The 26,160-nt window shown below is 32.5% G+C and carries 27 protein-coding genes, 1 tRNA gene and 1 pseudogene; 23 read left to right on the top strand and 6 right to left on the bottom strand.

The features are described 5' to 3' along the window. Nucleotides 1–130 precede the first annotated feature (130 nt). The 12 genes from V1468_RS05090 (at nt 131) to V1468_RS05035 (ending at nt 7,387) form a co-directional block, all read left to right on the top strand. Entirely contained in the window at nt 131–568 is a 438-nt protein-coding gene (locus tag V1468_RS05090; RefSeq protein ID WP_331809148.1) for a hypothetical protein, read from the top strand. 306 nt (nt 569–874) lie between these two features. Beyond that, nucleotides 875–1,357, top strand: coding sequence for a lysozyme inhibitor LprI family protein (locus V1468_RS05085; RefSeq protein ID WP_331809147.1), 483 nt, complete (start codon nt 875–877; stop codon nt 1,355–1,357). 199 nt (nt 1,358–1,556) lie between these two features. Then, nucleotides 1,557–2,051 carry a hypothetical protein gene (locus V1468_RS05080; protein ID WP_331809146.1) on the top strand — a complete coding sequence of 165 codons (495 nt, stop codon included), beginning with the start codon at nt 1,557–1,559 and terminating at the stop codon, nt 2,049–2,051. A 262-nt stretch (nt 2,052–2,313) separates the two neighbouring features. After that, entirely contained in the window at nt 2,314–2,721 is a 408-nt protein-coding gene (locus V1468_RS05075) for a hypothetical protein (RefSeq protein WP_331809145.1), read from the top strand. Nucleotides 2,722–2,723: 2 nt separating this feature from the next. Further along, nucleotides 2,724–2,966: a hypothetical protein gene (locus tag V1468_RS05070; RefSeq protein ID WP_331809144.1), complete on the top strand. Its 243-nt coding sequence runs from the start codon at nt 2,724–2,726 to the stop codon at nt 2,964–2,966. A 130-nt stretch (nt 2,967–3,096) separates the two neighbouring features. Then, nucleotides 3,097–3,549, top strand: coding sequence for a hypothetical protein (locus V1468_RS05065; protein ID WP_331809143.1), 453 nt, complete (start codon nt 3,097–3,099; stop codon nt 3,547–3,549). A gap of 152 nt (nt 3,550–3,701) precedes the next feature. Next, on the top strand, nt 3,702–4,667 hold the full coding sequence (locus tag V1468_RS05060) for an SRPBCC family protein (protein ID WP_331809142.1): 966 nt from the start codon (nt 3,702–3,704) through the stop codon (nt 4,665–4,667). An 89-nt stretch (nt 4,668–4,756) separates the two neighbouring features. After that, a complete protein-coding gene (locus V1468_RS05055) occupies nt 4,757–5,401 on the top strand; it encodes a spermidine synthase (RefSeq protein ID WP_331809141.1) in 645 nt (214 codons plus the stop codon). A 148-nt stretch (nt 5,402–5,549) separates the two neighbouring features. After that, the gene (locus tag V1468_RS05050) at nt 5,550–5,768 is read left to right on the top strand and encodes a hypothetical protein (RefSeq protein WP_331809140.1); all 219 of its coding nucleotides are present in this window, start codon (nt 5,550–5,552) and stop codon (nt 5,766–5,768) included. Nucleotides 5,769–5,774: 6 nt separating this feature from the next. After that, nucleotides 5,775–6,332 carry a hypothetical protein gene (locus V1468_RS05045; RefSeq protein ID WP_331809139.1) on the top strand — a complete coding sequence of 186 codons (558 nt, stop codon included), beginning with the start codon at nt 5,775–5,777 and terminating at the stop codon, nt 6,330–6,332. Continuing rightward, nucleotides 6,325–6,813, top strand: coding sequence for a hypothetical protein (locus V1468_RS05040; protein WP_331809138.1), 489 nt, complete (start codon nt 6,325–6,327; stop codon nt 6,811–6,813). The genes V1468_RS05045 and V1468_RS05040 overlap by 8 nt, the downstream gene beginning before the upstream one ends. 223 nt (nt 6,814–7,036) lie before the next feature. After that, nucleotides 7,037–7,387, top strand: a complete 351-nt coding sequence (locus V1468_RS05035; RefSeq protein WP_331809137.1) for a hypothetical protein — start codon at nt 7,037–7,039, stop codon at nt 7,385–7,387. On the opposite strand, the gene V1468_RS05030 is transcribed toward V1468_RS05035, so the two are convergent. Further along, entirely contained in the window at nt 7,384–7,866 is a 483-nt protein-coding gene (locus V1468_RS05030) for a CBS domain-containing protein (protein ID WP_331809136.1), read from the bottom strand. The genes V1468_RS05035 and V1468_RS05030 overlap by 4 nt on opposite strands. A gap of 112 nt (nt 7,867–7,978) precedes the next feature. On the opposite strand from V1468_RS05030, the gene V1468_RS05025 reads away from it, so the two are divergent. Then, on the top strand, nt 7,979–8,788 hold the full coding sequence (locus V1468_RS05025; RefSeq protein ID WP_331809135.1) for an NAD(P)H-binding protein: 810 nt from the start codon (nt 7,979–7,981) through the stop codon (nt 8,786–8,788). Between the two features lie 70 nt (nt 8,789–8,858). After that, nucleotides 8,859–9,572 carry a hypothetical protein gene (locus V1468_RS05020; RefSeq protein WP_331809134.1) on the top strand — a complete coding sequence of 238 codons (714 nt, stop codon included), beginning with the start codon at nt 8,859–8,861 and terminating at the stop codon, nt 9,570–9,572. Nucleotides 9,573–9,647: 75 nt separating this feature from the next. On the opposite strand, the gene V1468_RS05015 is transcribed toward V1468_RS05020, so the two are convergent. Next, nucleotides 9,648–10,175, bottom strand: coding sequence for a hypothetical protein (locus V1468_RS05015; protein WP_331809133.1), 528 nt, complete (start codon nt 10,173–10,175; stop codon nt 9,648–9,650). 166 nt (nt 10,176–10,341) lie between these two features. Here V1468_RS05015 and V1468_RS05010 point away from each other — a divergent pair, with 166 nt between their 5' ends. After that, nucleotides 10,342–11,298 (top strand): NAD-dependent epimerase/dehydratase family protein, encoded by a 957-nt coding sequence (locus V1468_RS05010; RefSeq protein WP_331809132.1) that lies wholly within the window; start codon nt 10,342–10,344, stop codon nt 11,296–11,298. A gap of 54 nt (nt 11,299–11,352) precedes the next feature. After that, nucleotides 11,353–13,407 (top strand): ATP-binding protein, encoded by a 2,055-nt coding sequence (locus tag V1468_RS05005; RefSeq protein ID WP_331809131.1) that lies wholly within the window; start codon nt 11,353–11,355, stop codon nt 13,405–13,407. A 126-nt stretch (nt 13,408–13,533) separates the two neighbouring features. Here the strand turns inward: V1468_RS05005 and V1468_RS05000 are convergent. Both V1468_RS05000 and rseP read right to left on the bottom strand, forming a co-directional pair. Next, nucleotides 13,534–13,607 (bottom strand) — tRNA-Asn (locus V1468_RS05000). Nucleotides 13,608–13,680: 73 nt separating this feature from the next. Then, a complete protein-coding gene (rseP, locus tag V1468_RS04995; RefSeq protein WP_331809130.1) occupies nt 13,681–15,024 on the bottom strand; it encodes an RIP metalloprotease RseP in 1,344 nt (447 codons plus the stop codon). Nucleotides 15,025–15,218: 194 nt separating this feature from the next. Between rseP and V1468_RS04990 the strand changes: the two genes are divergently transcribed. From V1468_RS04990 to V1468_RS04975, 4 genes are all read left to right on the top strand, one after another. Further along, complete coding sequence (locus V1468_RS04990; protein WP_331809129.1) at nt 15,219–15,896, top strand: SCO family protein; 678 nt, start codon at nt 15,219–15,221, stop codon at nt 15,894–15,896. Between the two features lie 69 nt (nt 15,897–15,965). Beyond that, nucleotides 15,966–16,199 carry a FeoA family protein gene (locus tag V1468_RS04985; protein WP_243473859.1) on the top strand — a complete coding sequence of 78 codons (234 nt, stop codon included), beginning with the start codon at nt 15,966–15,968 and terminating at the stop codon, nt 16,197–16,199. After that, nucleotides 16,192–18,291, top strand: a complete 2,100-nt coding sequence (gene feoB, locus V1468_RS04980) for a ferrous iron transport protein B (protein WP_331809128.1) — start codon at nt 16,192–16,194, stop codon at nt 18,289–18,291. Before V1468_RS04985 ends, feoB begins: the two co-directional genes overlap by 8 nt. Further along, nucleotides 18,292–18,429, top strand: coding sequence for a FeoB-associated Cys-rich membrane protein (locus V1468_RS04975; protein ID WP_331809127.1), 138 nt, complete (start codon nt 18,292–18,294; stop codon nt 18,427–18,429). A 4-nt stretch (nt 18,430–18,433) separates the two neighbouring features. On the opposite strand, the gene V1468_RS04970 is transcribed toward V1468_RS04975, so the two are convergent. Further along, nucleotides 18,434–19,243 carry a hypothetical protein gene (locus tag V1468_RS04970; protein WP_331809126.1) on the bottom strand — a complete coding sequence of 270 codons (810 nt, stop codon included), beginning with the start codon at nt 19,241–19,243 and terminating at the stop codon, nt 18,434–18,436. A 168-nt stretch (nt 19,244–19,411) separates the two neighbouring features. Between V1468_RS04970 and V1468_RS04965 the strand changes: the two genes are divergently transcribed. From V1468_RS04965 to V1468_RS04955, 3 genes and pseudogenes are all read left to right on the top strand, one after another. Next, nucleotides 19,412–19,810: a hypothetical protein gene (locus tag V1468_RS04965; RefSeq protein WP_331809125.1), complete on the top strand. Its 399-nt coding sequence runs from the start codon at nt 19,412–19,414 to the stop codon at nt 19,808–19,810. 66 nt (nt 19,811–19,876) lie between these two features. Next, a pseudogene (locus V1468_RS04960) lies at nt 19,877–24,195 on the top strand (CusA/CzcA family heavy metal efflux RND transporter). Nucleotides 24,196–24,288: 93 nt separating this feature from the next. Further along, the gene (locus V1468_RS04955; protein ID WP_331809124.1) at nt 24,289–25,437 is read left to right on the top strand and encodes an efflux RND transporter periplasmic adaptor subunit; all 1,149 of its coding nucleotides are present in this window, start codon (nt 24,289–24,291) and stop codon (nt 25,435–25,437) included. A gap of 50 nt (nt 25,438–25,487) precedes the next feature. On the opposite strand, the gene V1468_RS04950 is transcribed toward V1468_RS04955, so the two are convergent. Then, a complete protein-coding gene (locus tag V1468_RS04950) occupies nt 25,488–26,144 on the bottom strand; it encodes a metal-dependent transcriptional regulator (protein WP_331809123.1) in 657 nt (218 codons plus the stop codon). Between the last annotated feature and the right edge of the window lie 16 nt (nt 26,145–26,160).

Below are 26,160 nucleotides of genomic sequence, written 5' to 3'. Positions count from 1 at the left end.
TTCGTTTGTAAATGTTTGTAGTCGTTTGTAAATGGTTAACACTTTGTTATTATAGGCTTTTATTGTAGATTTCAGTTTATTTTATAATACTTCCGTTTATTCGGTAGTTGTGAGCAAGCTAACCAAAAATATGGAAATAAAACCTAAGATTGGATTTGACAAAATAAAATTCGGAATGTTTAGAAATGAAATAATTGAAATTTTAGGCAGACCTGACCGGATATTGACGGATGAATATGACGAGAACGAACAAAAACTTGAATGGAATAAATTAAAAATACGTCTTACTTTTCAGCTGGACGAAAATGACCGATTAACTTACCTCGTATCTAAAAATCCAAATTTAAATTATGCTGGACAAAGACTTATCGGGATTGAAACAGAAATCGCAAAAAATAAAATCCTAAAGGAATTAGCAACTCAATGGGAAGTTGAGAATTATGATTTTTTTCAAACGCACTTCCACGAACCGAATTGGTTAACTCTTCATTCGGAATTTGGAGAAATTGATGAAATCGAAATGGGAGTTCCATTTAAAAACAAAAACGAATATGATTGGCCTAAATAATTGACTTTATGACTACTTTCTTAAAAATATTGAGAATATTATTGATTTTGATTTTAGGATTTATCGTAATTGTATCTTCGATTTTCATTTTTGATAGATATGTTACGAATCCGCATATGAAAGGTATAAGTCCAGTAGATATAAAGCATATAATCATTTATCTCGTTTTACCATTGTTAATAATGATTTTCGGAATAAAATTTATAGAAAAGAAACGGAGAAAAGCCAGCTCACAACAATAGCTATACACAATGGCTTGGGTTAGGGCTGAAATGAAAGGTTTGGTTTTTTTTACTAATTTTACGATTGAAAAATAACGAAAGTGCTTATTTGCACGCCACTGTGCATAGCCAGACCGTTAGCAACAAGCTGAAAACATCCCGTAAAAATAAAATGAATAGAATTCTAATAATATTATTTCTGACTTTTAACTTTTGTGCTTTTGGACAAACTCAGCACGAAATGCACAAGGAAGCGAGTGAAGAATATAAAAAGTCTGATATTGAATTAAATAATGTTTATCAAAAAATACTGACTGAATATAAATCTGACTCAACTTTTATTGACCGACTAAAAAAGACACAAAGAATTTGGATTACTTATAGAGACTCTGAATTGGAAATGAAATTCCCAGCTGAAAATAAACAAGCCGAATATGGAAGTGTTTATCCAATGTGTGTTTCTTTGTTTTTAAAGGAACTGACTGAAGAGCGAACTGAAAAATTACGGATTTGGTTAAATGGGATTGAAGAAGGCGATATGTGTTCAGGTTCAGTTAAAACGAATTAAAAGCCAGTTGCCAACAATGTATAACCGCAATTACAGCAAATTCGACTATCCTTCGACTATGCTCAAGACAAACTTAAACAAATCCACTCGGAATTAGCTACACTGAACCCAAAGGTTTGCTAACGTCAGTTCTTAACCGAAAATCATTAGCTTTAAAACCGTAACTAACTTTTATACAATACCTTTAGCAGTAATTAGAATGAACAAAACAGATAAATCAAAACATAATATTTCAATTGCTGCGATTAAGCGTTCTACGTTTAAGCCATATGACTATGAATTGACAAAATTCTATGAATCAAATTCTGAATTCCCATACCGTGGAATGGAACTTGACTTGACTGAAAATGAACTGATTATTTGCTCAACAGTTGTTGATTCCGAAAATTATAGTGTTTTGACAACTCAAAAATTAATAACTAAAGAAAACGGAATTAAAAATATTGGGAATTTAATTGGCGCAAAAGACAAACTTTATGGAGATTTTAAAGGCTACAAAGACAAGTCATACACATTTGGATTTGTAGAACTGAATAATGGTATGGATTTTAAATATTTTATTGAAACAGGAAAAGCTTCTATGATTATGATTTACGGAGTTAGAACTATCATTCGAACAGAAGAAATGACTGAAAAAAATATTCAAAACTCTATAAGAAATTGGAATAGACAAAATGAAAAGAATGAAAAATAACTACCGCCAACAATGTATAACCGCAATTACAGCAAATTCGACTACCCTTCGACAAGCTCAGGGCAGGCTCAAGCGAATCCACTCGGAATTAGCTACGCTGAACCTAAAGGTTTGTTAACGTCAGTTCTTAAACGAAAATCATTAACTTTAATACCGAAATTGACGGTTATACAATACCGTTGTAACGCATTTAAATAAATCACAATTGAACAAAAGTCATAAATTAGAAACTCTGACAACTGAAATAATAAAGCGGGATTTTATGCTGATTAATTCATCATATTTTTCAGAAATTGTTTATGACGAAAACCGCAGATTTTTTGACTTGTATTTGAATGTAGGTACTAATGGAATTCTAGAAAATCATGTAAAAAAATTTAATGAACTAATTGAAAATCTGAACGAATATCTGATTAAAATTAGTATGTATTTAAAATCGACTTACTCAAACTCTGAAAAAAAGAAAGCGGCTGAACTGAATGAAAAAAAGCTGAATATTAGTGTTGTTCAGATTTTAGACGACAACAAAGACTTCGATACGGTTATAGTTTGCGAAAAAGAATACAAATATTTTGGAATTTTCAAAAGAAACATTTCTGTAAGAACCGAAATTAAAAATAGTCGAATTATAACCATGGAAAGAAAAAAAGATACTTTAAAGGAAAATTAGAGATGACTGAATTTATAATCATACTAATTTTAATCATCGTTTTTGGAGCTTTTTTATATTGGGCTTATTTGCCAGATTATAGGAGAAATCCAAAAGAGTTTTGGCGAACTTTAATCGGAATGCCAATTGGAATGTTATTTGGTGGAATTGGATTTAATGATTTAAACGAACGAATCAAAAAATGGGCAGTTGGAGATAAAAATGAAAAAAAAAGAAAAATAAAAACGTGTTACAACAATGTATAACCGCAATTACGGCGGATTCGACTACGTCCGAATCCACTCGGAATTGCTAACGTCTGTGCTTAACCGAAAATCATTAACTTTAATCCCGTAACTGACGGTTATACGAGACCGTTGTAGACAATTATCCCATATGAGAATATTACTAATTATCCTATTAGCTGTTCTTTCCCTTAATTCGTGTATGAATGAACAAAGCAAAGAATTGGAATTAAATGACCGAATAGCTGAACTCGAAAAAATGAATAAAAAGTTGTCTGATTCGTTGAACAAAATGATGGAAAACAGAATTTACAATACACAACTTATTGCAATACCTGAAAAAACAGAGGTAACTATGGGTGTGCCCAACAAGTTAAATATAGTAATGCATACTTTTCTTCCTTATCCTAATTATAAGGTTTACCGTATGAAGGGCAATAATGAAAAAGAAATTCTAAAAGAAAATCTAACTAAACCAAGTTTTGACTTAGAGTTTATTCCAAGAGCAAATGAAAAAACTATTGTGAATTATTCGGTAGTAATTGACTTTAATGGCAAGAAAATTGAAATCCCAAGTCAAGTTTCTTATGAGCCAGAAAAATAAAAAACTGGTTACAACAAAGCCTATAATTAATTGCAGCTTAATTTACTCACGGGAGTTTCAATCTTATTCATTATCTTTCGATTACGGCAAAAAAATCACAACTACTTTTCCGTTAGCGTTACACACTAACACATTGTAAGCAGTTAGAATACATGAACAAAAAAATTAAAAGCACCATAATTGCAATTGGGATTCCGGTTGTTTATGCAATCCTCGTCCGAATGGCATTTGGGATGAGACTAAAGACCTGGGATGATTATTTTCAGGTAATGTCTACAACTTTTTTATTTTTCCTTCCTACAATAATTGGTGCTCTAACCGTGTACCTATCAAGCCAGGAAAAAGCAAAAAGTATTGCTTACAGAATATTTACACCTTGGGTTCCTGTTTTATTATTCTTATTTCTAACATTGGCTTGGGGAATTGAAGGTTGGGCTTGTTGGATAATGATTTTGCCTGTCTTTTTATTAGCTGCATCCATTGGAGGACTATTTGGTGGTTATTTAAAAAACTACAAAAAAAATGACCGACTAAACATTTCGCTATTAGTATTATTACCGTTTTTAGTTGGGCCAATAGAAAGTATTATTGAAACGATTCCGGCAACCTATAAAGCCTATACCTACATAGATATTGATGCTCCTGCAGAAAAAATCTGGAATAATGTAACACGTGTAAAAGAAATTCCTGTAGAACAAGATAAAGGCTATCTTACAAGAATGCTTGGCTTTCCCAGACCTGTAAAAGCAGAATTGAATTTTGAAGGAGTTGGTGCATACAGAGAAGCTATTTTTACAAAAGGGCTTGTATTCCACGAAACTGTAACAGACTACGAAGACAACAAAAAAATGGTGTTTTCTATAAAGGCATATCCACACGAAATACCATCAACCACTTTAGATGAGCACGTAGTTATTGGTGGAGATTATTTTGACGTTTTAGATGGCACCTACGAACTCGAAAAACTACCAAACGGACTACATCGTTTGCATTTATACAGTCACTTTAAAATGAATACAACTTTTAATTTCTATGCTGGTTGGTGGGGAAAATGGATAATGAAAGACATTCAAAACAACATTTTGCAAGTAGAGAAAAAAAGGTCTGAGATTGGATAATGTCTACAAATAATAAAAATATAAAACTGCAATTGTACTTTAAAACCCTAAAGAAATAGTATTCTTATAGCCTTACTTTTAACTTTATAATGAAACGTTTGCTCAGCTACATCTATCCCGTGACCAAAACCATCGAATCCAAATACAGCGGAAAGCTAGAAATTACATGGTATAACGGAAAAAAACATCTTAACTCAGCGAACGCTAATTATAGTTATGGTTCGCTACAACGCATTTTAAAGTTTGGGTTAAAAAAGATAGATCTTTCCAAAGTAAATTCAGTTTTAATTTTAGGATTAGGAGGCGGAAGTGTCATTGAAACTTTACGACAAGACTTTAACTATTCTGAACTAATTGAAGCTGTAGAACTTGATCCGGTAATAATAGATATCGCCAAAACAGAATTTGGTATAGAACAGAACGAAACATTAAAAATTCATTGTGCAGATGCCTATGAATTTGTTAAAGACCACTCAAAAACATTCGACCTCATTATTGTTGATCTTTATATAGATTTAGATGTTCCAAATAAATTTCTGGATTTTGAATTTTGGGATCATATTTTGGCACTAAAAAATTCATCTGGCTCCATAATTTTCAATGCTGCAGTTAAGATTTCAAAAGCTGATAAAATCATTTCGATTTCAAATTACCTGAAAACAAAAGTATTCAAGGTTGAGCTTTACGACAATGTTAACAAGACTAATACCCTCATTATTGCAAAAGGCTTGTAAATATTTAAAAATTACAAAATATTGATACTAGCATTCTGTAATTACAATTTACATTTATAAAAAATAAAGACATCGTAAAACTAAACTTAATCTTGCAGTAGCAAAGTATTAATTATTAACTTCACTACCTCAAACGAACTAAAAACCAATGAATTTTTTAGAAAAATTACCAGACTTAATCCTCTCTGGTATATTACTTTTCTTTTGGAATAAATATATAGTAACAACATTAGTGAAAAAAGTTGTACAACTAAATCCAGATAATGATTGGTTGGCAGCAAATCAACATATTTTTATAAAAGGATTTCAAACTTTTTATTGGACTTCTTATATAATGATAATAATCGCATTTTTAGTATCCGAATAAGTACATATGAAAACGTATTACATAAAAAAAGAAGGCATTGATGACTATGTAAACAGAGAAACAAAGAAAAAAATGAGGATTAGTGCAATTGGCTTTTTCATTTTTTTCATTCTAATGTTTGCTTTTACATATTCGTACGGAGTACACAAAATTCTAATGCTGCCACTTGTTATCTTTTTTCTAATCATTTTGGGTGTACTCTACACATCGAGTTTGTCTCAAAATAAAAATTTAATAGACCTTACTTGCTTTGTTTTTTCAGAGGAATCAGTATCAAAATTACTAGATAAAGAACAGCTTAATTTAATGAACAAAGTAGGCGTCTCAAGAAACGAGCATAGGTATGGTGTAAAGTTTAACAAAACCATTAAGTTTAGCAATATTGAATCTACTACGATAAAAGCAAATGAAATAGTTATAAAATCTAAAGATTACGATTTTACAACTGGTAATGGTAAAATTTCAATACCTAAAGAAATTGAAGATTACGAGACTATTAAAGCCGAAATTATAAAAAATGCTGCTACTTACAAGTTGAAATTAACTGAAAACACTAATGGTTAGAATTCTAATATTTATATCCTTTTTAGTTTTTAGTTGTAAACGTAAAGACAACCATAATATTGACGGATTAAAGTCTACAAAAGGTATTACAGCATTAAGCATTGTAAAAAAAGCTACAGACACCATAACTAACTGGCAGCTTTACAAAGATTCTGAGTTATTGTTTAAAAGCAACATTATAGAATCTAATCGATATACTGCAAAAATTAAAAAATCGGATGCGTACAAGAGCCTTACTCTTAAACTCTTTTCGGACTGTAATAACGACATTATTAATCGAGAAATAGTTTTAGCACTCAACGATAAGCGATTTGCTACTTTTAGAAATGAAAATACAGTACGCTCTCCCTTCCCAATCGAAAAACATATTATAGATAGAATAAGAATGGTAAAGCCAAAGGAAACCTTTGAAATTATTTATTCAGACCCATATTTTAAAAATGGAATTTCTATTGGTTTTTTAGAGCTGACAGAAGAATAAGACATAAAAAAAGCACCCCTTTTTAGAGGTGCTTTGTGTTGGCTATTAATTTTAATAGTTCAATGGATTATATTAAGATTCCCCTTAAAAATCTTAACGTTTCAAAGATATAGAATAATACCTAGATAAATGGTAATATTCTATAAGAAAAGTCTTTCATATTTTTTTGTAAACATTTGTAAGCTAATATTTTGTAATTTGTGTTATTACTAAAAACAAGCCTATGCAAAGAAAATGTCCTGAGTGTGGAGATAGAATAATTGGTAGAGTAGACAAAAAGTTTTGTAGTGACAGTTGCAGAAATGCACATAATAATCGCATTAACAAAGACTCTAAAAACCTAATTAGAAACACTAATAACAGACTCAGAAAAAACTATAGAATCTTAGAAGCACTCAACCCAAATAAAAAGACCAAATGCTCTAGAGCCAAACTTATAGAAAAAGGGTTTGATTTTAACTATTTTACAAGCATATACACCACAAAAGCAGGAGCTATATATTACTTTGTGTACGACCAAGGATATTTACCTTTAGAAGGAGATTATTATGCTTTGGTAAAACGAGATGATTAGCCTTTCGTTGTGCTGTTCCAGTTTTCTCCTTTAAGCTCTAAAGCTGCCTTAAGAATATCTTTTTGACTAATCTGACCTACCAATTTACCATTTTCTACTATTGGAAAACGTCTGCGCTTAGAGTTTAAAAATTTATTAGCAGCATCAAAAACATCCATGTTGCCATCAATGGTTTCAACATCTCTCGCCATACGTTTTTCTACATTATCGTGTTCTAAAGGCATGTTATAATAACGACTTTCACTAAGTTGTTTAAGACAATCCCCTTCAGAAATAATACCAACCAATTCTTGCCTGTCATTAACTACTGGGCCACCAGAAATCTTATACCTTATCAAAGATTCTACAACCTCTTGTACCGTTTGGTCTGGTTTAAACGTTATAAGATTTGTAGACATGTAGTCTCGTACTTTTAATGCTGTTGCTGGTGCAGTATTCTGTTGTTGCTTACGTGCACCTTGAAAACTTTTTATTCCCATAACATTTAAATTTTAGTGTTTATTTAAAGTTACTGAAAATTAATTGGTTAGCAAAATGAAAAAATTCTTAAGCAATTGTTACGTATTTTTAACTTAAAATTATTCTCAAATTTTGAAGAAAAAAATTAGCATCATTGGTTGTGGTTGGTTGGGTTTTCCACTTGCAAAAACCCTTGTAGATAAAGGCTATATTGTAAAAGGTTCTTCAACATCAAAAGAAAAACTAAAAACGATTAGTGATGCCAATATTGAAGCTTTTCATATTGTATTAAATGAGGATGGTGTAAGTGGTAATTATATTGATTTTTTAAAAGGAAGCGAATCGGTTATCATTAATATTCCACCTGGCTTAAGAAGAAATCCTAATAAAAATCATGTCGCAGAATTACAGCATTTAATTCATGCTATTGCATCTTCCAACATTAAAAACGTTATTTATATAAGTTCTACTTCTGTTTTTAAAGATGAAACCCACTTTCCTGCTTATAATAGCAATTCTATACCAAACGCAACCTCTAATAGCAGTAAACAACTTATTGCGATTGAAAATTTGTTAAAGAAAAACAACAATTTTAATACAACTATTATTCGGTTTGGTGGCTTATTTGATTCGGAAAGACACCCAGCAAAATACTTAGCAGGTAAAACAAACCTCTCTAATCCAAAAGCTCCTGTAAATCTTATTCATAAAGAAGACTGTATTAACATCATTACCTTAATACTAAAACATAATATATGGAATGAAGTATTTAATGCAGTACATCCTAATCATCCAACAAAAAAAGACTACTATACATCCTATTGTAAAAAGCATCAATTAGACTTGCCAAAATTTAACGATGCAGAAAAAAATGAAGGAAAAATAATAGAAAGTACAAATTTGGAACAGCTTTTGACATACAGTTTTAAACAGGCACTATAGAAATTAATAGTTTATTAAGAGCTATATTCTCAAAATTTTATAGTTTTAGCCCTCAAAATTTATATTTATAATGAAACAAATTACAATTGCAATTGTTATGCTTTTCTCGGTAAGTGTTTTTGCCCAGACTAATGCAGATTTAAAAGCACACTACGAGACTTATTACAAGGAGATGAAAAAGCAAGGTGATGTGCAAGGTATTATTAACGCCTTAACACACCTTAATATTTTAGAGCCTTCTGTAGCAAGAAAAGACACCTTAGCATATTTATACCTTTCTGAAGGTAAATACTTGCAAGCACTTAACACTATTGGTGTAGAAAAAAACGATTCAGACTCTGATATGAATGTTGAAGTAAAAGCTTTAGCACTCAAAAATCTTAATCAGCCTAAACTAGCTTTAGAACACTATGAGGTTTTATTTAAAAGAGAACCAAGCGTTTATTTAGCTTATGAAATGGCAGACATGAAAATTCAGGTAAAAGATTTAGCTGGTGCAAGGTCTAATATTGAGTATGGTCTTGCTAATGTAAAAGATGACATGAAACGTGCTTTTTACGAAACACAGCAACCTTATGAGACCTCTATGAAAGCTGCACTTTTATGCTTAAAGGGGTTATTAACGTTTACCGAAAACAGAACAGCGAATGTTGATGCCGCAATTAAACTTATGAATGATGCATTAGCTATTGATCCTAATTTTAACCTTGCAAAGGTTAGCAGACAAGGTTTAGAAAGCCAAAAAGCTCAGCAAGCACAAGCTGCTGCAAACAAAAAGAATTAAGTCATTTTTTTAAAATGCTTTAAATAAAAAATGCTGCCAAACTAGGCAGCATTTTTTGTTTTACTATGTAGTTTTTTAGTATTCAGATTGTATTTTCTCATAGAAATCACGTTCTAATTTTTTATTAATCTGATAATTAAGATTAGAAAATGCAACCAGTACCTCTTTCACACTTTCAAGTTTTAGCTGGTTATCAATATTGTCTAATGTTAAATTTTCGTTTAGTCTTAAAATCGACGTTTCAATAATTGCAGTTCTAGAAATTATTGGATTTGTAGAAAGTATTGGAGGTGTTTTTAACTTAAGAGTATCTATAAACCCTTTTAAAAGCGCCTTATCTCCATTAAAGAAAGACAAATCTGCTTTTTTAAGATAATTAACTTGTATTGCTAATTCCTGATATTTATCCCAAGCTGAAACAGCATTTTCACCTCTCGTACTCAATACGTAATCTGTATATTTAAAGCCTTCAATAGCTTTAGCGTTTATAACAGGCTGTTGTGCTTTATCTTCTTCAGTCTTAAGTTCAGAAGATGGCTTGTCCTCACCACAATTGAAAAGAAAAAGAAAACATAGATTAAGAAGAATAAGCCCAACTCTCATAAAACAAATTATTTGCTGTAAATATACTGAAACTAATATTTTCAAATTATAGTATATTCTTAAAATATAGATTATCAACTTTTTACTTAAACATTGATTTTTTTGAAAATTTTAATTTTTGCACACCTAAATTCTTCATATTTTTGAGAATACTTTAATTACACTTATGTCTTCTAGAATATTAATTATAGGTGCTTGCGGCCAAATAGGCACGGAACTCACCTCAAAGCTTAGAGAAATACATGGCGTTGAGAACGTTATAGCCAGCGATATCAATACCAGAAAATTAGATTTGGTTAACTCTGGCCCTTTTGAAATCATTGATGCCAAAAATTTTAATGCCATTAAAGATTGCTGTATAAACTATAATATAGATACAGTCTATCTTATGGCTGCGCTTCTAAGTGCTACTGGAGAAAAATATCCTATGGAAGCATGGGATCTTAATATGAATTCGCTTTTTCATGTTTTAAACCTAGCAAAAGGAGGCACTATTAAAAAAGTATATTGGCCTAGCAGCATTGCTGTTTTTGGTCCTACGACACCTAGAGACAACACACCTCAGCATACAATTTGCGAACCAACTACAGTCTATGGTATTACCAAACAAGTTGGTGAGCGTTGGTGCGAATACTACTATAAGAAATACGGTGTTGATGTAAGAAGTATACGCTATCCTGGTATTATAAGCCATAAGGCTATGCCTGGAGGAGGTACTACTGATTATGCAGTAGAAATTTATCACGAAGCCATTAAAACAGGAAACTATAATTGTTTTCTATCTGAGAATACAAGTTTACCAATGATGTTTATGGATGATGCTATAAAAGCAACGGTAGATTTAATGGAGGCTCCTGCAGACAATTTAACTATTAGGTCTTCTTACAATCTTTCTGCGATTTCATTTACACCAAAAGAGATTTTTGAAAGCATAAAACGTCATATTCCAGATTTTAAAATTACTTACAGCCCAGATTTTAGGCAAGCCATTGCAGATAGTTGGCCATCTTCTATTGATGATTCTATAGCACGAAACGACTGGAACTGGCAACACAGTTTTGACTTAGATGCTATGACAGAAGTGATGTTAAAGGAATTAAATAAAAGATATGCTAATGACTAGACTTAACTGTCTAGTTTACATAATTTTATTATATTTGGCGCTTTAAAGCCTCAAATGTTTGCAAAAGTTAGAAAAAGAGAGGTGTTAATCCCTTTTTTTTCCTTTTTACTTCTCAACCTACTTGTTCTATTTCTATGGGACCAATCTGTTACTGCTCAAAAATTAGCATTACAGAGACGCGTGCACAACTCTGGCGAACTTCTTTCTAAAAAGTTTCTTTCTATAATTAAAAGAGATATACAAAGTCTTGAGAACTTAAAATATAGGTTTGAGATTACCAATGGCGACTATTTTAACTACTGGGAAAATGATGCCGAATTACTTTTACAACAAAATGCATCCTTTAAATTCATTGAGTGGATAGATGACTCAATGATAATTAGAAAAATAAACCCAACAAAAGGGAATGAGGCTGCAATTGGTTTAGATATTTCTAAAATAGACTATCGACGCGACGAGTGGATTAGACATAGTAAGGATGGCTCAACAAACATTACACCTTGGTCTAAAATGACTCAGGGTGGACATGCCTTTTTAGTAGATGTACCTGTTTATTTTGATAATAAATTTAGAGGTACAATAACTGCTGGTATGGATTTTAAAAACAATCTTGATGCCTTTGCAGAAAATCTACCAGATTATAGTATTGAAATGCGAGACGAGAACAATAGCGTTTTTTATACACAAAATCAACCTCAGGAACAGGTTATGAGCCAAGACTTTGTTTATACTAACGTTTTTAAAATAGATACTTTAGATAATCAAAATTGGTCGATTAAAGTTACTCCTGCCTCAGCAAGTTTCTTAAGCGATAAAAGCTCATCCATTAACTACATGTTGCTTTTTGGTTTAATCTTGTCTACCTTAATGAGTTTACTCATTTATTTCTATTTAAGAGCAAAACGAGAAGCCTTAAGAGCTCTTAGAGCTAATAAAAGATTAAAAGTAACAAACGAGAAACTTAGTAAACAGAGAAATAGAGCTGAAAAAGCCTCTAAAGCTAAAACAGAGTTTCTATCTAATATGAGTCATGAAATAAGAACTCCACTAAATGGTATTTTAGGATTAATACAATTAGTGAAGAACTCAAATAAACGTGATAATTATGATCATTATATAGATTTAATGGATCAATCTTCTAAAAACCTTTTAGCCTTAGTGAACGATGTTTTGGAGATAGATAAAATTGAGTCTGGAAAAGCTAGCTTAAACGAGGTTACCTTTAAACCAAGTGAAGCGGTATCTACCTTAGTAAGTCAGTTTAAAGATGAATTTGAAACTAAAAATCTTTACCTAAACCTTAGCTCTGTTTCTAACTCTAATCTCTCTGTAATTGGAGACCAAGGTAAGTTCAATCAAGTCATTATAAACCTAATAAAAAACGCTTTAAAATTCACAAGTACTGGTGGTACCACAGTAATTTACGAAGAGACTTTAAAAAATGATGGTGTATTTATAAGTATTAAAGTATCTGACACAGGCATTGGAATTCCCCAACACACACTTTCCAAAATTTTTAAAAGATTTACACAAGTAGATCAAGGTATTAAGAAAAAGCATGAAGGTAGTGGTCTTGGCCTTGCTATTAGCCAAAATTTAGTTGAGTTAATGGGCGGAAAAATTTCTGTCGAAAGTAAACTTGAAGAAGGAAGTACATTTCAAGTTAATATCCCTTTTAAGCTATCAGATATAGAGGCGAGTGATATTAATAATGATAAAATTTCAGATCTCAATTTTTCTGAATTAAAAGTATTAGTCGTTGATGATAACAATATTAATATCCTTGTCTTAACCAAGCTTCTGGAAAACCTTGGAGTTAAATCAGAGCAAACCAATGATGGTATTTCGGCAGTAAAGATGGCAAAAAATAAAAATTACCAACTAATTTTTATGGATATACACATGCCGCAAATGGATGGCTATGAAGCTACAAAACTCATAAAAGAGAATAATCCTGAAACACTAATTATAGGACTTTCTGCAGATGTTACGACACAAACAATCAACAAATCCTTGTTATATGGTATGCAGGATTATTTAGCAAAGCCCTTATCTCAGGAGAAATTACATCAATTATTAATTAAGTACTTCTCGAGCAACAATAACTAACTTATAGGACTTATTGTTTTGGGTTGACTTATAAAGGATATGAAACTCAATTTTTAATATTAGTTGCGCGGATAATTAAAATGTAGAAAAACAAAAAAGCCTGATAACATTATCAGGCTTTTTTTGCTCCTCAGGTTGGGCTCGAACCAACGACCCTCTGATTAACAGTCAGATGCTCTAACCAACTGAGCTACTGAGGAAGGTATTTTTTCGCTTTAGCGAGCGCAAATATAAATTATTTTTTAATCTCTGCAATATGAAATCTAAATTTTTTTATTGAGTAATTGCTTTAAAAATATCATTTCCGTTTGCAAATAGTACTAACGCTATTAAAATAAAGAAACCAACGATTTGTGCACGCTCTAAGAATTTCTCACTTGGTTTACGACCAGAGATCATTTCATACAGTAAAAACATTACGTGTCCTCCATCTAATGCAGGTATTGGTAATAAATTAAGTATGGCTAGCATAATTGATAGGAAGGCTGTTAATCCCCAAAAATAAGGCCAACTCCATACAGGTGAAAATTGATCGTAAATAGCTTTAAAACCTCCTAAGCCCTTATAAGCTCCTGTGCTTGGGTTAAAAATAGCCATTAATTGGTCACCATAGTTACTTATGGTTTTAGTAAACTTTCGCCATCCTGCCCCAAAACTTTCACCAAAGCTGTACTCTTTTCTAAAAATATCATAATATCCTAATTCTTCAAATCGCTTAGGATTATTATAAGGTCTAATACCAAACTTACCATCCTTATCAAGCTGAAGTTCCATGGTAGATTTGGTGTTGTCTTCATGCAGAATTTCGGCAGTTACGCTTGTGTTCTTTAAATCTTTTACTATTCCTTTAAGTTGATCGTAATATTTTAATGGCTTTCCATTAATACTTGTAATAACATCTCCTTGTTTTAAACCTTTTCCTTTGTTTAAAGAAGAATCTGCAACTTTACCAACCATAAAAGGAATTCGGTACTCAAAATTAGTTTTTACACCACTTGCAGAATACTGTCCTAAAAAATCTTCCGGTAAATTAATAGTTTGTTTTTTACCATCTCTGTTTATTGTAATAGTCTGCGCCTTTATTAAATTATATCCTATATCAGAATCATTAATTATAGGTTCATCATTAATGGCAATTACCTTATCTCCGGTCTTAAAACCAAGGTCACTTAATAACGGGTTTTCTATAGAATAACCATCTTTTAAGCTATCTACCTTAACATCTGAATCTCCATACGTAAAAGATACAGCTACGTATATAACATAAGCCAAGATAAAGTTTACCGTAACACCACCAAGCATAATAATTAAACGTTGCCAAGCTGGTTTAGATCTAAATTCCCATGGTTTGGGTGGCTGTGCCATTTGTTCCTTATCCATGCTTTCATCAATCATTCCGGCTATTTTAACATAACCTCCTAAAGGCAACCAGCCAATACCGTACACGGTATCTCCTATTTTCTTTTTGAAAAGCGAATACTTTACATCAAAAAAGAGATAAAATTTTTCAACCTTAGTTTTAAAAAGCTTTGCTGGTATAAAGTGGCCCAACTCGTGTAGTACGATAAGAAGGGATAAACTTAGTAAGAATTGGGATATCTTAATTACAAATTCCATGTAGTCATTTTCAAATTTCGATTGACAAAAGTAATGTTTTAAAGGCATTTAGAAAATAAATGTATTTCCAAACAGAATATTTTTAACAATGAATTATAAATCATACCGTTACAGTCGTATATTTCTGTTAAAAAAATTCACGAAAATTTACCTTAATCGTATCTTTGCAATTCATAATTTTTGAAGCTTAACTTATGTCTTTCCTCTCATTCTTTAAAGAGTATAAAAAGTTTGGAATATTCTTTTCAGTATTGTCTATTATCATATTGGTAATAATTTATAATATTTTAAATGTTGATAAACCCTTACCCATCTACCAACCTGTAAATTTTGAAGCAAAACTGGTAGATAGCTCAATTCAGCACATAGAGAAATACCATACCGTTGCAGATTTTAAGTTAGTAAATCAAAATGGTGATACAATAACCCAAGACACCTACAAAGACAAAATTTATGTCGCTGATTTTTTCTTTACAACTTGCAGAACCATTTGTCCTATTATGACAGAAAATATGGTAACAGTGCAAGAAGAAATCCTTAAGTATGATGATGTTATGCTATTATCACATTCTGTAACTCCCGAAATTGATAGTGTTGCGCAACTAAAAAAATACGCTAAAGAAAAAGGTGTTAATGATAATGTCTGGAACTTAGTTACAGGAGACAAAAAACAAATCTATGATTTGGCAAGAAAATCTTATCTTGTAGTAGAAGATGATGGCATGGGTAATTATGGAATGGTACATACCGAAAATTTTGCCCTAATAGATAAAAAAAGACAAATTAGAGGAATTTACAATGGAATCAGCCAAGGTGGCATTGATTCTTTACTTCAGGATATTGAAATTCTGAAAAAAGAGTACACACAATAGTTTCTTAATTCTTTTTAAGGCTGAAATTTTTGCCTTATTTTTGCTTCTTTAAATTCAATCTAAATAAGGATAAGCTTGACACTTGCAGACTTAAAACGTGGCGAACAAGGTATCATCAAAGATGTATCTTCTATACATATTCCATTAAAACTTCTTGAAATGGGTTGTTTACCTGGTAATGCTGTAGAGCTTGTACAAGTTGCACCTTTTGCAGACCCAATGTACCTTAACATTAACGGTACCCATTTGGCAATTAGAAAAGAAACTGCAATACACATCGTAATAGAAATAGTTAATGGGTAAGCAGATAAATGTTGCATTAATAGGAAATCCTAATACAGGTAAAACTTCGGTGTTTAACGCTTTAACTGGCCTAAACCAAAAGGTTGGTAACTATCCAGGTATAACAGTTGAAAAAAAAGAAGGTATCTGCAAATTACCACGTGGTGTTAAAGCGCACATCATAGATTTACCAGGAACGTATAGTCTAAATGCATCTTCTCTTGATGAAAATGTGGTGATTGAGTTACTGCTTAACAAGAATGATAAAGATTTTCCTGATGTTGCTGTTGTTGTAAGTGATGTAGAGCACCTTAAACGCAATCTGTTACTATTTACCCAGATAAAGGACTTAGAAATACCAAGCATATTGGTTATTAATATGTCTGATAGAATGGCTTACAAAGGAATTTCTCTAGACATTCCTTATTTAGAAAAGCAACTAAACACCAAAATTGCACTCGTAAGTACCAGAAAGAACAATGGAATTTCCGAACTAAAAGAACTAATCACCAATTATAAAGAGCTTTCAACTGAGCCCTGTATGAATGCATCTTCTATAGACGAAGCTTATTTTAATAACCTTAGAGAAGCATTTCCAAATCAATTGCTTTATAAGTTGTGGTTAGTCATTACTCAAGATGTAAATTTTGGTAAAACGGATAGGAAAACCATTGAAGATGTTTCTAATTTTAAAACAAAAACCAATGCAGATTTAAAACGTCTGCAACAAAAAGAAACCATTAAACGGTATCAGTTTATAAACGATACGCTAAAAAAAGGGCAAACTATTGACCTTAAATCTGCCAAAGATCTAAGAATTAGGTTCGATAGAATTTTAACGCACAAAGTTTGGGGTTATTTAATATTCGGAATCATATTACTAACCATTTTTCAGGCAATTTATGATTGGTCTGGTGTACCAATGGATTTTATAGACGAATCTTTTGCTTCATTAGGTGAATGGGTAAAAAGTATTTTACCAGAAGGAGCTTTCACAAATTTGTTAGCCGAAGGCATAATACCAGGTTTGGGTGGTATCGTAATTTTTATACCTCAAATAGCCTTTTTATTCTTGTTTATTTCCATTTTAGAGGAAAGCGGTTATATGAGTCGCGTTGTGTTTTTAATGGATCGAATAATGCGCCGCTTTGGACTTAGCGGAAAAAGTGTCGTACCATTGATGTCTGGAACAGCATGCGCAATTCCTGCTATTATGGCAACACGTAATATTGAAAGTTGGAAAGAACGCCTTATCACTATCTTGGTAACACCTTTTACAACTTGTTCTGCAAGATTGCCTGTTTATCTCATCATTATTTCACTGGTAATACCTGAAGGAAGAGTTTTAGGACTGAGTTACCAGGCACTTACACTTATGCTTTTGTATTTAATAGGTTTTGGCGCTGCTGTTGGATCTGCCTGGATATTAAATAAAGTTCTAAAGATTAAAAGCAAATCATTCTTTGTAGTAGAAATGCCTAATTACAAAGTACCGCTCATAAAGAACGTAGCGTTAACCGTATTAGAAAAGACAAAAGCCTTCATTTTTGGCGCTGGAAAAATCATTTTAGCGATTTCTATTGTGCTTTGGTTTTTGGCTTCTTATGGACCTGGAGATGATTTCAATAAAGCAGAAGAAATTGTAACAGAACAACATGCGTCTGATAATCTTTCTGAAGAAGAACTTGAACAAAAAGTAGCTTCTTACAAATTAGAACATTCTTTTATTGGCATTACAGGTAGAGCTATTGAACCTGCCATAAGACCTTTGGGTTACGATTGGAAAATAGGTATTGCTATTGTTAGCTCATTTGCCGCTAGAGAAGTATTTGTAGGTACACTTGCAACTATCTATAGTGTTGGTAGTGATGAAGAAGAAACCATAAAAAACCGAATGGCTGGCGAAGTGAATCCTATTTTGGGTGGACCATTATTTAATTTCGCATCAGGAATTTCCTTATTATTATTTTATGCTTTCGCAATGCAATGTATGAGTACACTCGCCATTGTAAAACGTGAAACCAATTCTTGGAAATGGCCTTTGTATCAGTTAGTAGTAATGAGTGCTTTTGCTTATATTGTAGCATTGGCGGCTTTCCAAATCTTAAAATAAGTGAACGACATTATTCAGAACATACTAGTATTTTCAGCATTGCTTGTCGCTGTAGGATTTTTGGTTAGAAAATTCATCTGGAAACCTAAAAAAGCATCGAGCAAGTCCTGTGGCTCTGATGGTTGTGGGTGTAGTTAAACAATTACTTCTCTATAAACCTTTCAGGAATAGCAAAGGTTGAAGCATCCACATCAACAAATTCAACGTTGCTCAAATTTGCAAAACCTATTTCTTTACCAAGCCCTTTTTCTTTGGTCCACTCGTAGTATTTCCAACTGTGTGGCACAGGAATACCATCAATAGTTTTGTAATCCTCATAACCAATAGCATGTGGATCAGCCTCTGCGGCTTCTAAAGATTTATTTGCCGTTACTATGTAACCAGCGTAATCAATTAAGCTGGTTTCAGGATGACTGTAAATAACATACCAATCATCTGGCGCATCGCCAACATCGCCTTTAAATGATAAGTGCTGCGCATTGTAAGCCACATCATTTAATTGCAATTGTCCTAAATCTTTTAAAACCGCACCATCATCACCTATTTTTGATGGAAACAACAAGAAATACATCCATGTGTAAGCATCAAAACGTACTGCTTTCTCATTTTTTAAGTCTGGTGAGTGAAAGACCTCACTTCCATAAAAATAGATGGCAGTTCCATCGTTTAATTCAATTTTTCCTCTGGTTGAATTGGTTAAAAAAGTCATTCTACCATTCAGTCGTTCATTGCCACCAAAGTTAATCACCATATCAAGTGCGATAGCATCGTGAGACAAGAATTCTGATTTTTTATGTGCTTCTTCAATCTTATCTAACCAAGTCAAATCTTTTTTAGTTTCGACTATTTCAGTTTGAGTTTCGATAATCTCCTTTTTTTCTGAAGTTTCATTCTTACAGCTTACAACACTCAATAAGACAAAGAATAAAAATGGTAATAGTTTCTCTTTCATAACATTTAAATTGAAAGCTAAAATTATAGCACACAAAATAATTAAAGGCATTCAGGTCTTGTTTTATGAAAACTTTAGTACATCCTGCCTCTCTTTTAAATCGCATTGCTTTCTATAAAATAACAAATCTCATAAATTACTTCTCTAAAATTCATTAACTTTGTTAACGTGAGTAAACTGATTGCCATAGTAGTATCAGGAATTGTACTTATCCAAAGTTTTCAGATAAGTATAGATGATATTATGCAATTAGATGAACTCATTGAGCACGCTCAGTTTCACAAACAAGAGTATGGAGACAACTTTTTTGTGTTCCTTTCTAAACATTATGGTGAGCAAAAAGTTACACATACCGAACATAATCATAAAGAACAAAGTGAGCATGAACAATTGCCGTTTCAATGTCAAGGCCACTTCGTCTCAATTTTAGCAATTGTTCAAACTTCATTTCAACCTTCTATCGACACTTTTGAAATTGCCACTAGTTCTGAAACTAATTTTCATTATTTAAATCTTTACGCTTCCTTAAGCGATACACAGCTTTTTCAACCACCAAAACACGCATAATTCATTTTAAAATTCATCCTGTTTTCAATTATGGACAGGTACTTTTCAATTTTATTATTATGAATTATGTTAGAAAAAATCATAAAATCAAGCTTAAATAATAAGCTTATTATTTTCCTTTTTACAGCATTTATTATTGGTTTCGGAATTTTCTCTTTGACCCAAATTCCTATTGGCGCTGTACCAGATATTACCAATAACCAAGTACAAGTGATTACCACATCACGAAACTTATCAACCCAAGATGTTGAACAGTTTATTACCTATCCTGTCGAGCTAGAGATGGCAAATTTACCAGGCGTAGAAGAGATAAGATCAGTTTCAAAATTTGGTCTTTCTGTGGTAACCATTGTTTTTGAAGACAATATGGCACCTATCTACCAAGACAATTAATTGCCGAAAAAATCAAGTCAGCTTCAGAAGTAATTCCAGATGGTTTTGGCTCGCCAGAAATGGGACCAATTACCACTGGTTTGGGCGAAATATACCAATACATTTTAGATGTAAAACCTGGTTACGAAGACCAATATTCCATTACCGATTTGCGCACCATCCAAGACTGGATTGTAAAACGACAACTCTCTGGTATTCCTGGTGTAGTAGAGGTTAATACTTGGGGCGGATATTTAAAGCAATACGAAGTTGCCATTAACCCAAACAAGCTAAATGCTATGAATATTTCGGTGTCCGAAATTTATGAGGCTTTAGAAAAAAACAATAGCGTTGCTGGTGGTGGATATATTGAAAAAACTAATGAAGCCTATTTTATTCGTGGCGAAGGTTTGGTTAAAAACCTCGAAGATATAGAGCAAATCGTAGTCAAAAACGAAGGCGCACCAATTTACATAAAAGACGTTGCTAAAGTAGGTTTTGGAAGCGCTACACGTTTTGGTGCTATTACTGGTAACGGTGAAGGCGAAAAAGTGCTTGGGCAAATAATGATGCTTAAAGATGGTAACTCTAAAGCTATTATAGACGCTGTAAAAGAACGTGTAAAAGACATACAAAAAAGCCTACCTGAAGGTGTTTATATCAACGGATTTTTAGAACGTAGCGAACTGATTGGTAAAACGACCTTTACCGTATCAGAAAATCTAATTTTAGGATCATTAATCGTCATTTTTGTTGTGGTTTTATTACTCGGTAATTTACGCTCAGGTTTGGTCGTTGCGTCTGTTATTCCGTTGAGTTTATTATTCGCCATTTCACTAATGAACATTTTTGGTGTAGATGCCAATTTAATGAGTCTTGGCGCGATAGATTTCGGAATTATTATTGATGGCGCAGTGATTATTGTCGAGTTTATTGCTTTTAGAATAATTACCGAAAGTGAAAAACTAAAATTACTCACAAAAGAAGCAAAACAGTCAGAAATCGATCAAATTACATTAAAAAGCGCCTCAAAAATGATGAATTCTGCCATTTTTGGACAATTAATCATCTTAATAGTCTTTATTCCAATTTTATCATTAAGCGGTGTAGAAGGTAAAATGTTTAAGCCTATGGCGTTGACATTCAGTTTTGCGTTAGTTGGTGCAATGTTACTTTGTCTCACTTATGTTCCAGTAATATCATCATTGTTTTTGAAACCAAAAAAGCCGAGCGAAAAAAACATTTCCGTTAGGTTAATGAAAGCACTTAATTCTTGGTACAAACCTTCTATTAATTGGGCTTTGCACCACAAGAAAACAGTGGTAAGTTTAGCCGGAATTTTACTAGCTATCAGCATCTTTTTATTTAGTAAAATGGGTGGTGAATTTGTGCCAACTTTAGATGAAGGTGACTTCGTGATTCAACCTGTTTTAAAGACAGGAACATCGCTTGGAAAAACCATCGAAATTACCACCAAAATCGAAAAAACACTGTTAGAAAATTTCCCTGAAGTAGATCAGGTAGTAAGTCGTATTGGTGCTGCCGAAGTCCCAACAGATCCAATGTCTATGGAAGAAAGTGATGTGATTATAAAACTGAAACCAAAGGACGAATGGGTAAGTGCCAAAAGCAAAGACGAATTAGCCGATAAATTTAAAGAAGCACTAAGTATAATACCTGGAATGGAAGTCGAATTCACACAACCTATCGAAATGCGATTTAATGAGTTAATTACTGGTGTTAGAGCTGATGTAGCTATTAAAATTTTTGGGGAAGATTTATCCATTTTAGCCAATAAAGCAGACGAAGTCAAAGAATTAATTAAAGATGTTGAAGGCGCTTCAGATATCATCATTGAAAAAGTTGAAGGTTTACCACAGATGAGCGTGTCTTTCAACCGAAGTAAAATTGCGCGTTACGGACTGAATATTTCGGATATTAATCAAATAATTTCAATGGGATTTGCTGGCGGAACTGTTGGACAAGTATTTGAAGGCGAAAAGCGTTTTGATTTAGTGATGCGTTTAGACCAAAACAATAGAAAAAATTTAGCCAGTCTTCAAAATTTATATGTCGATACACCAAGTGGAACGAAAATTCCGCTTAGCGAATTAGCAGAAATCACATACACCACTGGACCTGCAAAAATTTCAAGAGATGACACTAAACGTCGTATTGTTGTTGGTATTAACGTGCGTAATCGAGACCTTCAATCGGTTGTAGATGATGTTAGAACTATTCTTGATCAACAACTCAAATTACCTGTTGGCTACAACATAACTTATGGCGGACAATTTGAAAATTTACAAAGCGCCAAAGCGCGTTTAATGATTGCTGTGCCAATCGCTTTAGCATTAATTTTCTTACTGCTGTATTTTGCATTTGGCTCAGCAAAAGAAGCTTTATTAGTATACTCGGCTATTCCATTATCTGCTGTTGGTGGCGTATTGCTTTTATGGTTACGTGATTTACCGTTTAGTATCTCGGCAGGTGTTGGTTTTATTGCGCTTTTTGGTATTGCCGTACTTAATGGTATTGTACTTATCGAGCATTTTAAAGAACTAAAAGATCACGGTATGGATGATATTGAAGAACGTATAAAACGTGGTACTTCAGAGCGTTTGCGACCTGTTTTACTAACCGCAGCAGCTGCTGCTTTAGGGTTTTTACCTATGGCGGTTTCGACCAATGCTGGTGCCGAAGTTCAGCGTCCGTTAGCAACCGTAGTGGTTGGCGGATTAGTTACTGCAACCGTATTAACCCTAATCGTATTACCTGTTTTATATGCGAGGTTTGAAACTAAAAAAGAAATCAAAATGAATAAAACTGCAATCGTTACCATTATCGGTTTCTTTTTTATGATGAATGCTAACGCTCAAAATCCATTAACCATTGAAGAAACCTTAGCGTTAGCTATAGAAAATAACGCTAGTTTAAAAGCTTCAAATCTTATGGTAGACGAAAGTAATGCTTTAATAGGAAGTGCTTTTAGTTTTGAAAAAACGTCAATTTATTACAATTATGACGAAAATAATTTAGCCATAAATAACCAACCCTTAAAGGTGTTTGGTGTTGCTCAAGATTTTAAGTTTCCAACGGTATATTTTGCCGAAAAGAAAACCAATAAAGCAAAAGCTAGTTTAGAAAAAACACATTACAATCTTCGGTTTTTGCAATTACAGCAAGCTGTTTATGCCAACTATTATCAGTTGAGTTACGCTAAAAACAAAGCGAAAACTTACAAATACTTAGATAGTCTGTATCAAGATTTTGCCAATAAATCTAAACGTCGTTTTGAACTTGGCGAAACCAATTATTTAGAAATGATTACCGCCAAATCCAAACAAAAACAGTTAGAAACCTTGTACAAACAAGCCTTAAAAGAAGTTGCTTTTTCTAAAGAGCAATTAAAAAGTGTTGTACAAGTAGATAGTTTAGAGATTGTAGACCAACCACTTGAACAGTTACAAATTGAAACTATTTCAATACAAAACAATGTTGGTTTTCAATACTTTGAACAAGCTAAAAACTATCAAAACGCCATCTATCAACAGGAAAAACAAAACTTGTTACCAGACATTAGTGTAGAGTATTTTCAAGGTACAAATGACCAATTAAATACCAATTTAAAAGGCTATCAATTCGGGTTAAAAATTCCGTTGTTGTTTTCTGGCAATGCTTCAAAGATAAAAGCTTCAAAAATTGCTAAAGACATTATTACAGAGCAACAGCAAGATTACAAAACCAAGTTAAACACTAAGTACAATGCACTTTTGGCGACTTTAGCACAATATGAGGAAGCTGTCAATTACTATAATAATGAAGGTGAAGAGCTTAAAAATCAAATTATAAAAACCGCAAACCGTACGTTTAAAGAAGGTGAAATTGACTTTTTTCAATACATACAAAGTCTTGAAACCGCTAGCGAAATTGAATTATCGTACCTAGAAAATTTAAACGCTTACAATCAAACGGTAATACAAATTAACCACTTGACATTAAATATCAACTAAAATGAAAGCCCATAATGAGCATTTGACAAATAAAGACCAACAACTTTAGAAAAGTAAATAACCGAACCAATGGTTCTTGAAAATTTTAAATCTATGAAACATATATATATACTTCTTTTTTCGTTTTTATTTTTAGCCTGCGGAAACAAAGAAAACAACACTGAAACCGTTGAAAACACAGCAACAAAAAACAATATTATAACCGTAACTAAAGCTCAATTTAAAAGCGAGCAAATGGTTTTAGACACTTTAAAAATACTTGATTTTTCAACAGGAATTGCCGTTACGGGAATGATAGACGTGCCGCCAAAAAACAAATCGAGTATCACAACTTTTATTGGCGGATATATTACAAACACACCTCTTTTAGTTGGTGACCAAGTAAGAAAGGGACAACTTTTAGTGAGTTTAAAAAATCCTGAGTATGTTGAAATTCAGCAAAACTATTTAGAAATCGCAGAGCAACTTAATTACTTGAAAGCTGAATTTAACAGACAAAAAACGTTGTTTGATGAAAAAATAACTTCAGAAAAAAACTACCTAAAAGCACAAAGCACTTACAAAAGTAGTTTGGCTACTTACAACGGACTAAAGAGAAAATTACAAATGATGAATATTAGTCCAACTGCTGTAGAACAAGGAAATATGACCTCAACCATTAGTCTTTACGCACCAATTAACGGAAATGTCACTAAAGTAAATGTAAGTAATGGAGCTTATGTTGCGCCAAACGATGTGATATTAGAAATTGTAGATATTGACCATATTCATTTGGAATTATCAGTCTTTGAAAAAGACATTATGCACATTAAAAAAGGTCAAAAAATACTCTTTAAAATTCCTGAAGCTTCAGAAAAAACTTTTGAAGCAGACGTGCATTTAGTTGGAACTACCATTGATGAAACTACAAGACGAGTTAAAGTTCACGGACACGTAGATAAAGACTTAGCCAATTTTATTGTTGGTATGTTTGTAGAAGCTAACATTATTACAGACAGTAAAAAAGGTGTTGGCTTGCCAAACGAAGCTATTGTAAGTGAAGACAAAAATAATTATGTGCTTGTTTTAGATGAAATAACTACTGATGGCTATCAATTTAAAAAGCTAAAAGTAAACATAGGTCAACAGGATGAAAATACTTCAGAAATTTTAAACCCTAAAGCTATACAAAACAAACAAATATTAGTTAAAGGTATAGGAATGCTACTGGAAGAAGGTGGCAAAGGTGGACATAGTCATTAAATGTAACTATAAAATTAAAAAGTCATACACCTTCTTATTTCTTAAAAAACTTAAACCTTCTTTAAGTAGAGGTTTTTTGCGACACTTTGCGACACTACAATTTCTGTGTCTTTAAGTTGAATTTTCACAGAGTTGTCATAAGGCTCTTTGTGTATTACTGTGATCATAGTACCAAGCGCAATACCATTACTATCTAAATACTGAAGAAATGCTGTTGAAGTATCATCTACACCAACACATTTATAAGCAACACCAATGTTAGCCTTAGCCAATACAATTTTGTCTATATGCTGAAAATTACCATCCTTGTCTGGTATTGGATCTCCATGAGGATCGTGTGTTGGGTGTTCTAAAAACGCATCGAGTTCATCAATGAGTTTATCAGACTTTATATGTTCTAGATGTTCTGCAACTTCATGCACTTCATCCCAAGTAAAATTTAGTTTTTCAACCAAAAACACTTCCCAAAGCCTATGCTTTCTAATAATATTTACAGCAACGCGTTTCCCTTTTTCTGTCAGCGTAACACCTTGATACTTTTTGTAATCTGCATAATTTTTTTCAGACAACTTTTTTATCATGTCTGTTGCAGAAGATGCTTTGGTGCTCATAGCCTCTGCAATTGCATTGGTATTTACGTTTTCTGTACCATTGCTACTTAAATGGTATATGGCTTTAATATAATTTTCTTCGGTAAGTGTTATCATCGTTTTTTCGCTATAC

This window comes from Winogradskyella poriferorum (genome assembly GCF_036553625.1).
GTDB classification, from domain to species: domain Bacteria; phylum Bacteroidota; class Bacteroidia; order Flavobacteriales; family Flavobacteriaceae; genus Winogradskyella; species Winogradskyella poriferorum.
This window is presented reverse-complemented; position numbering and strand designations above follow the sequence as displayed.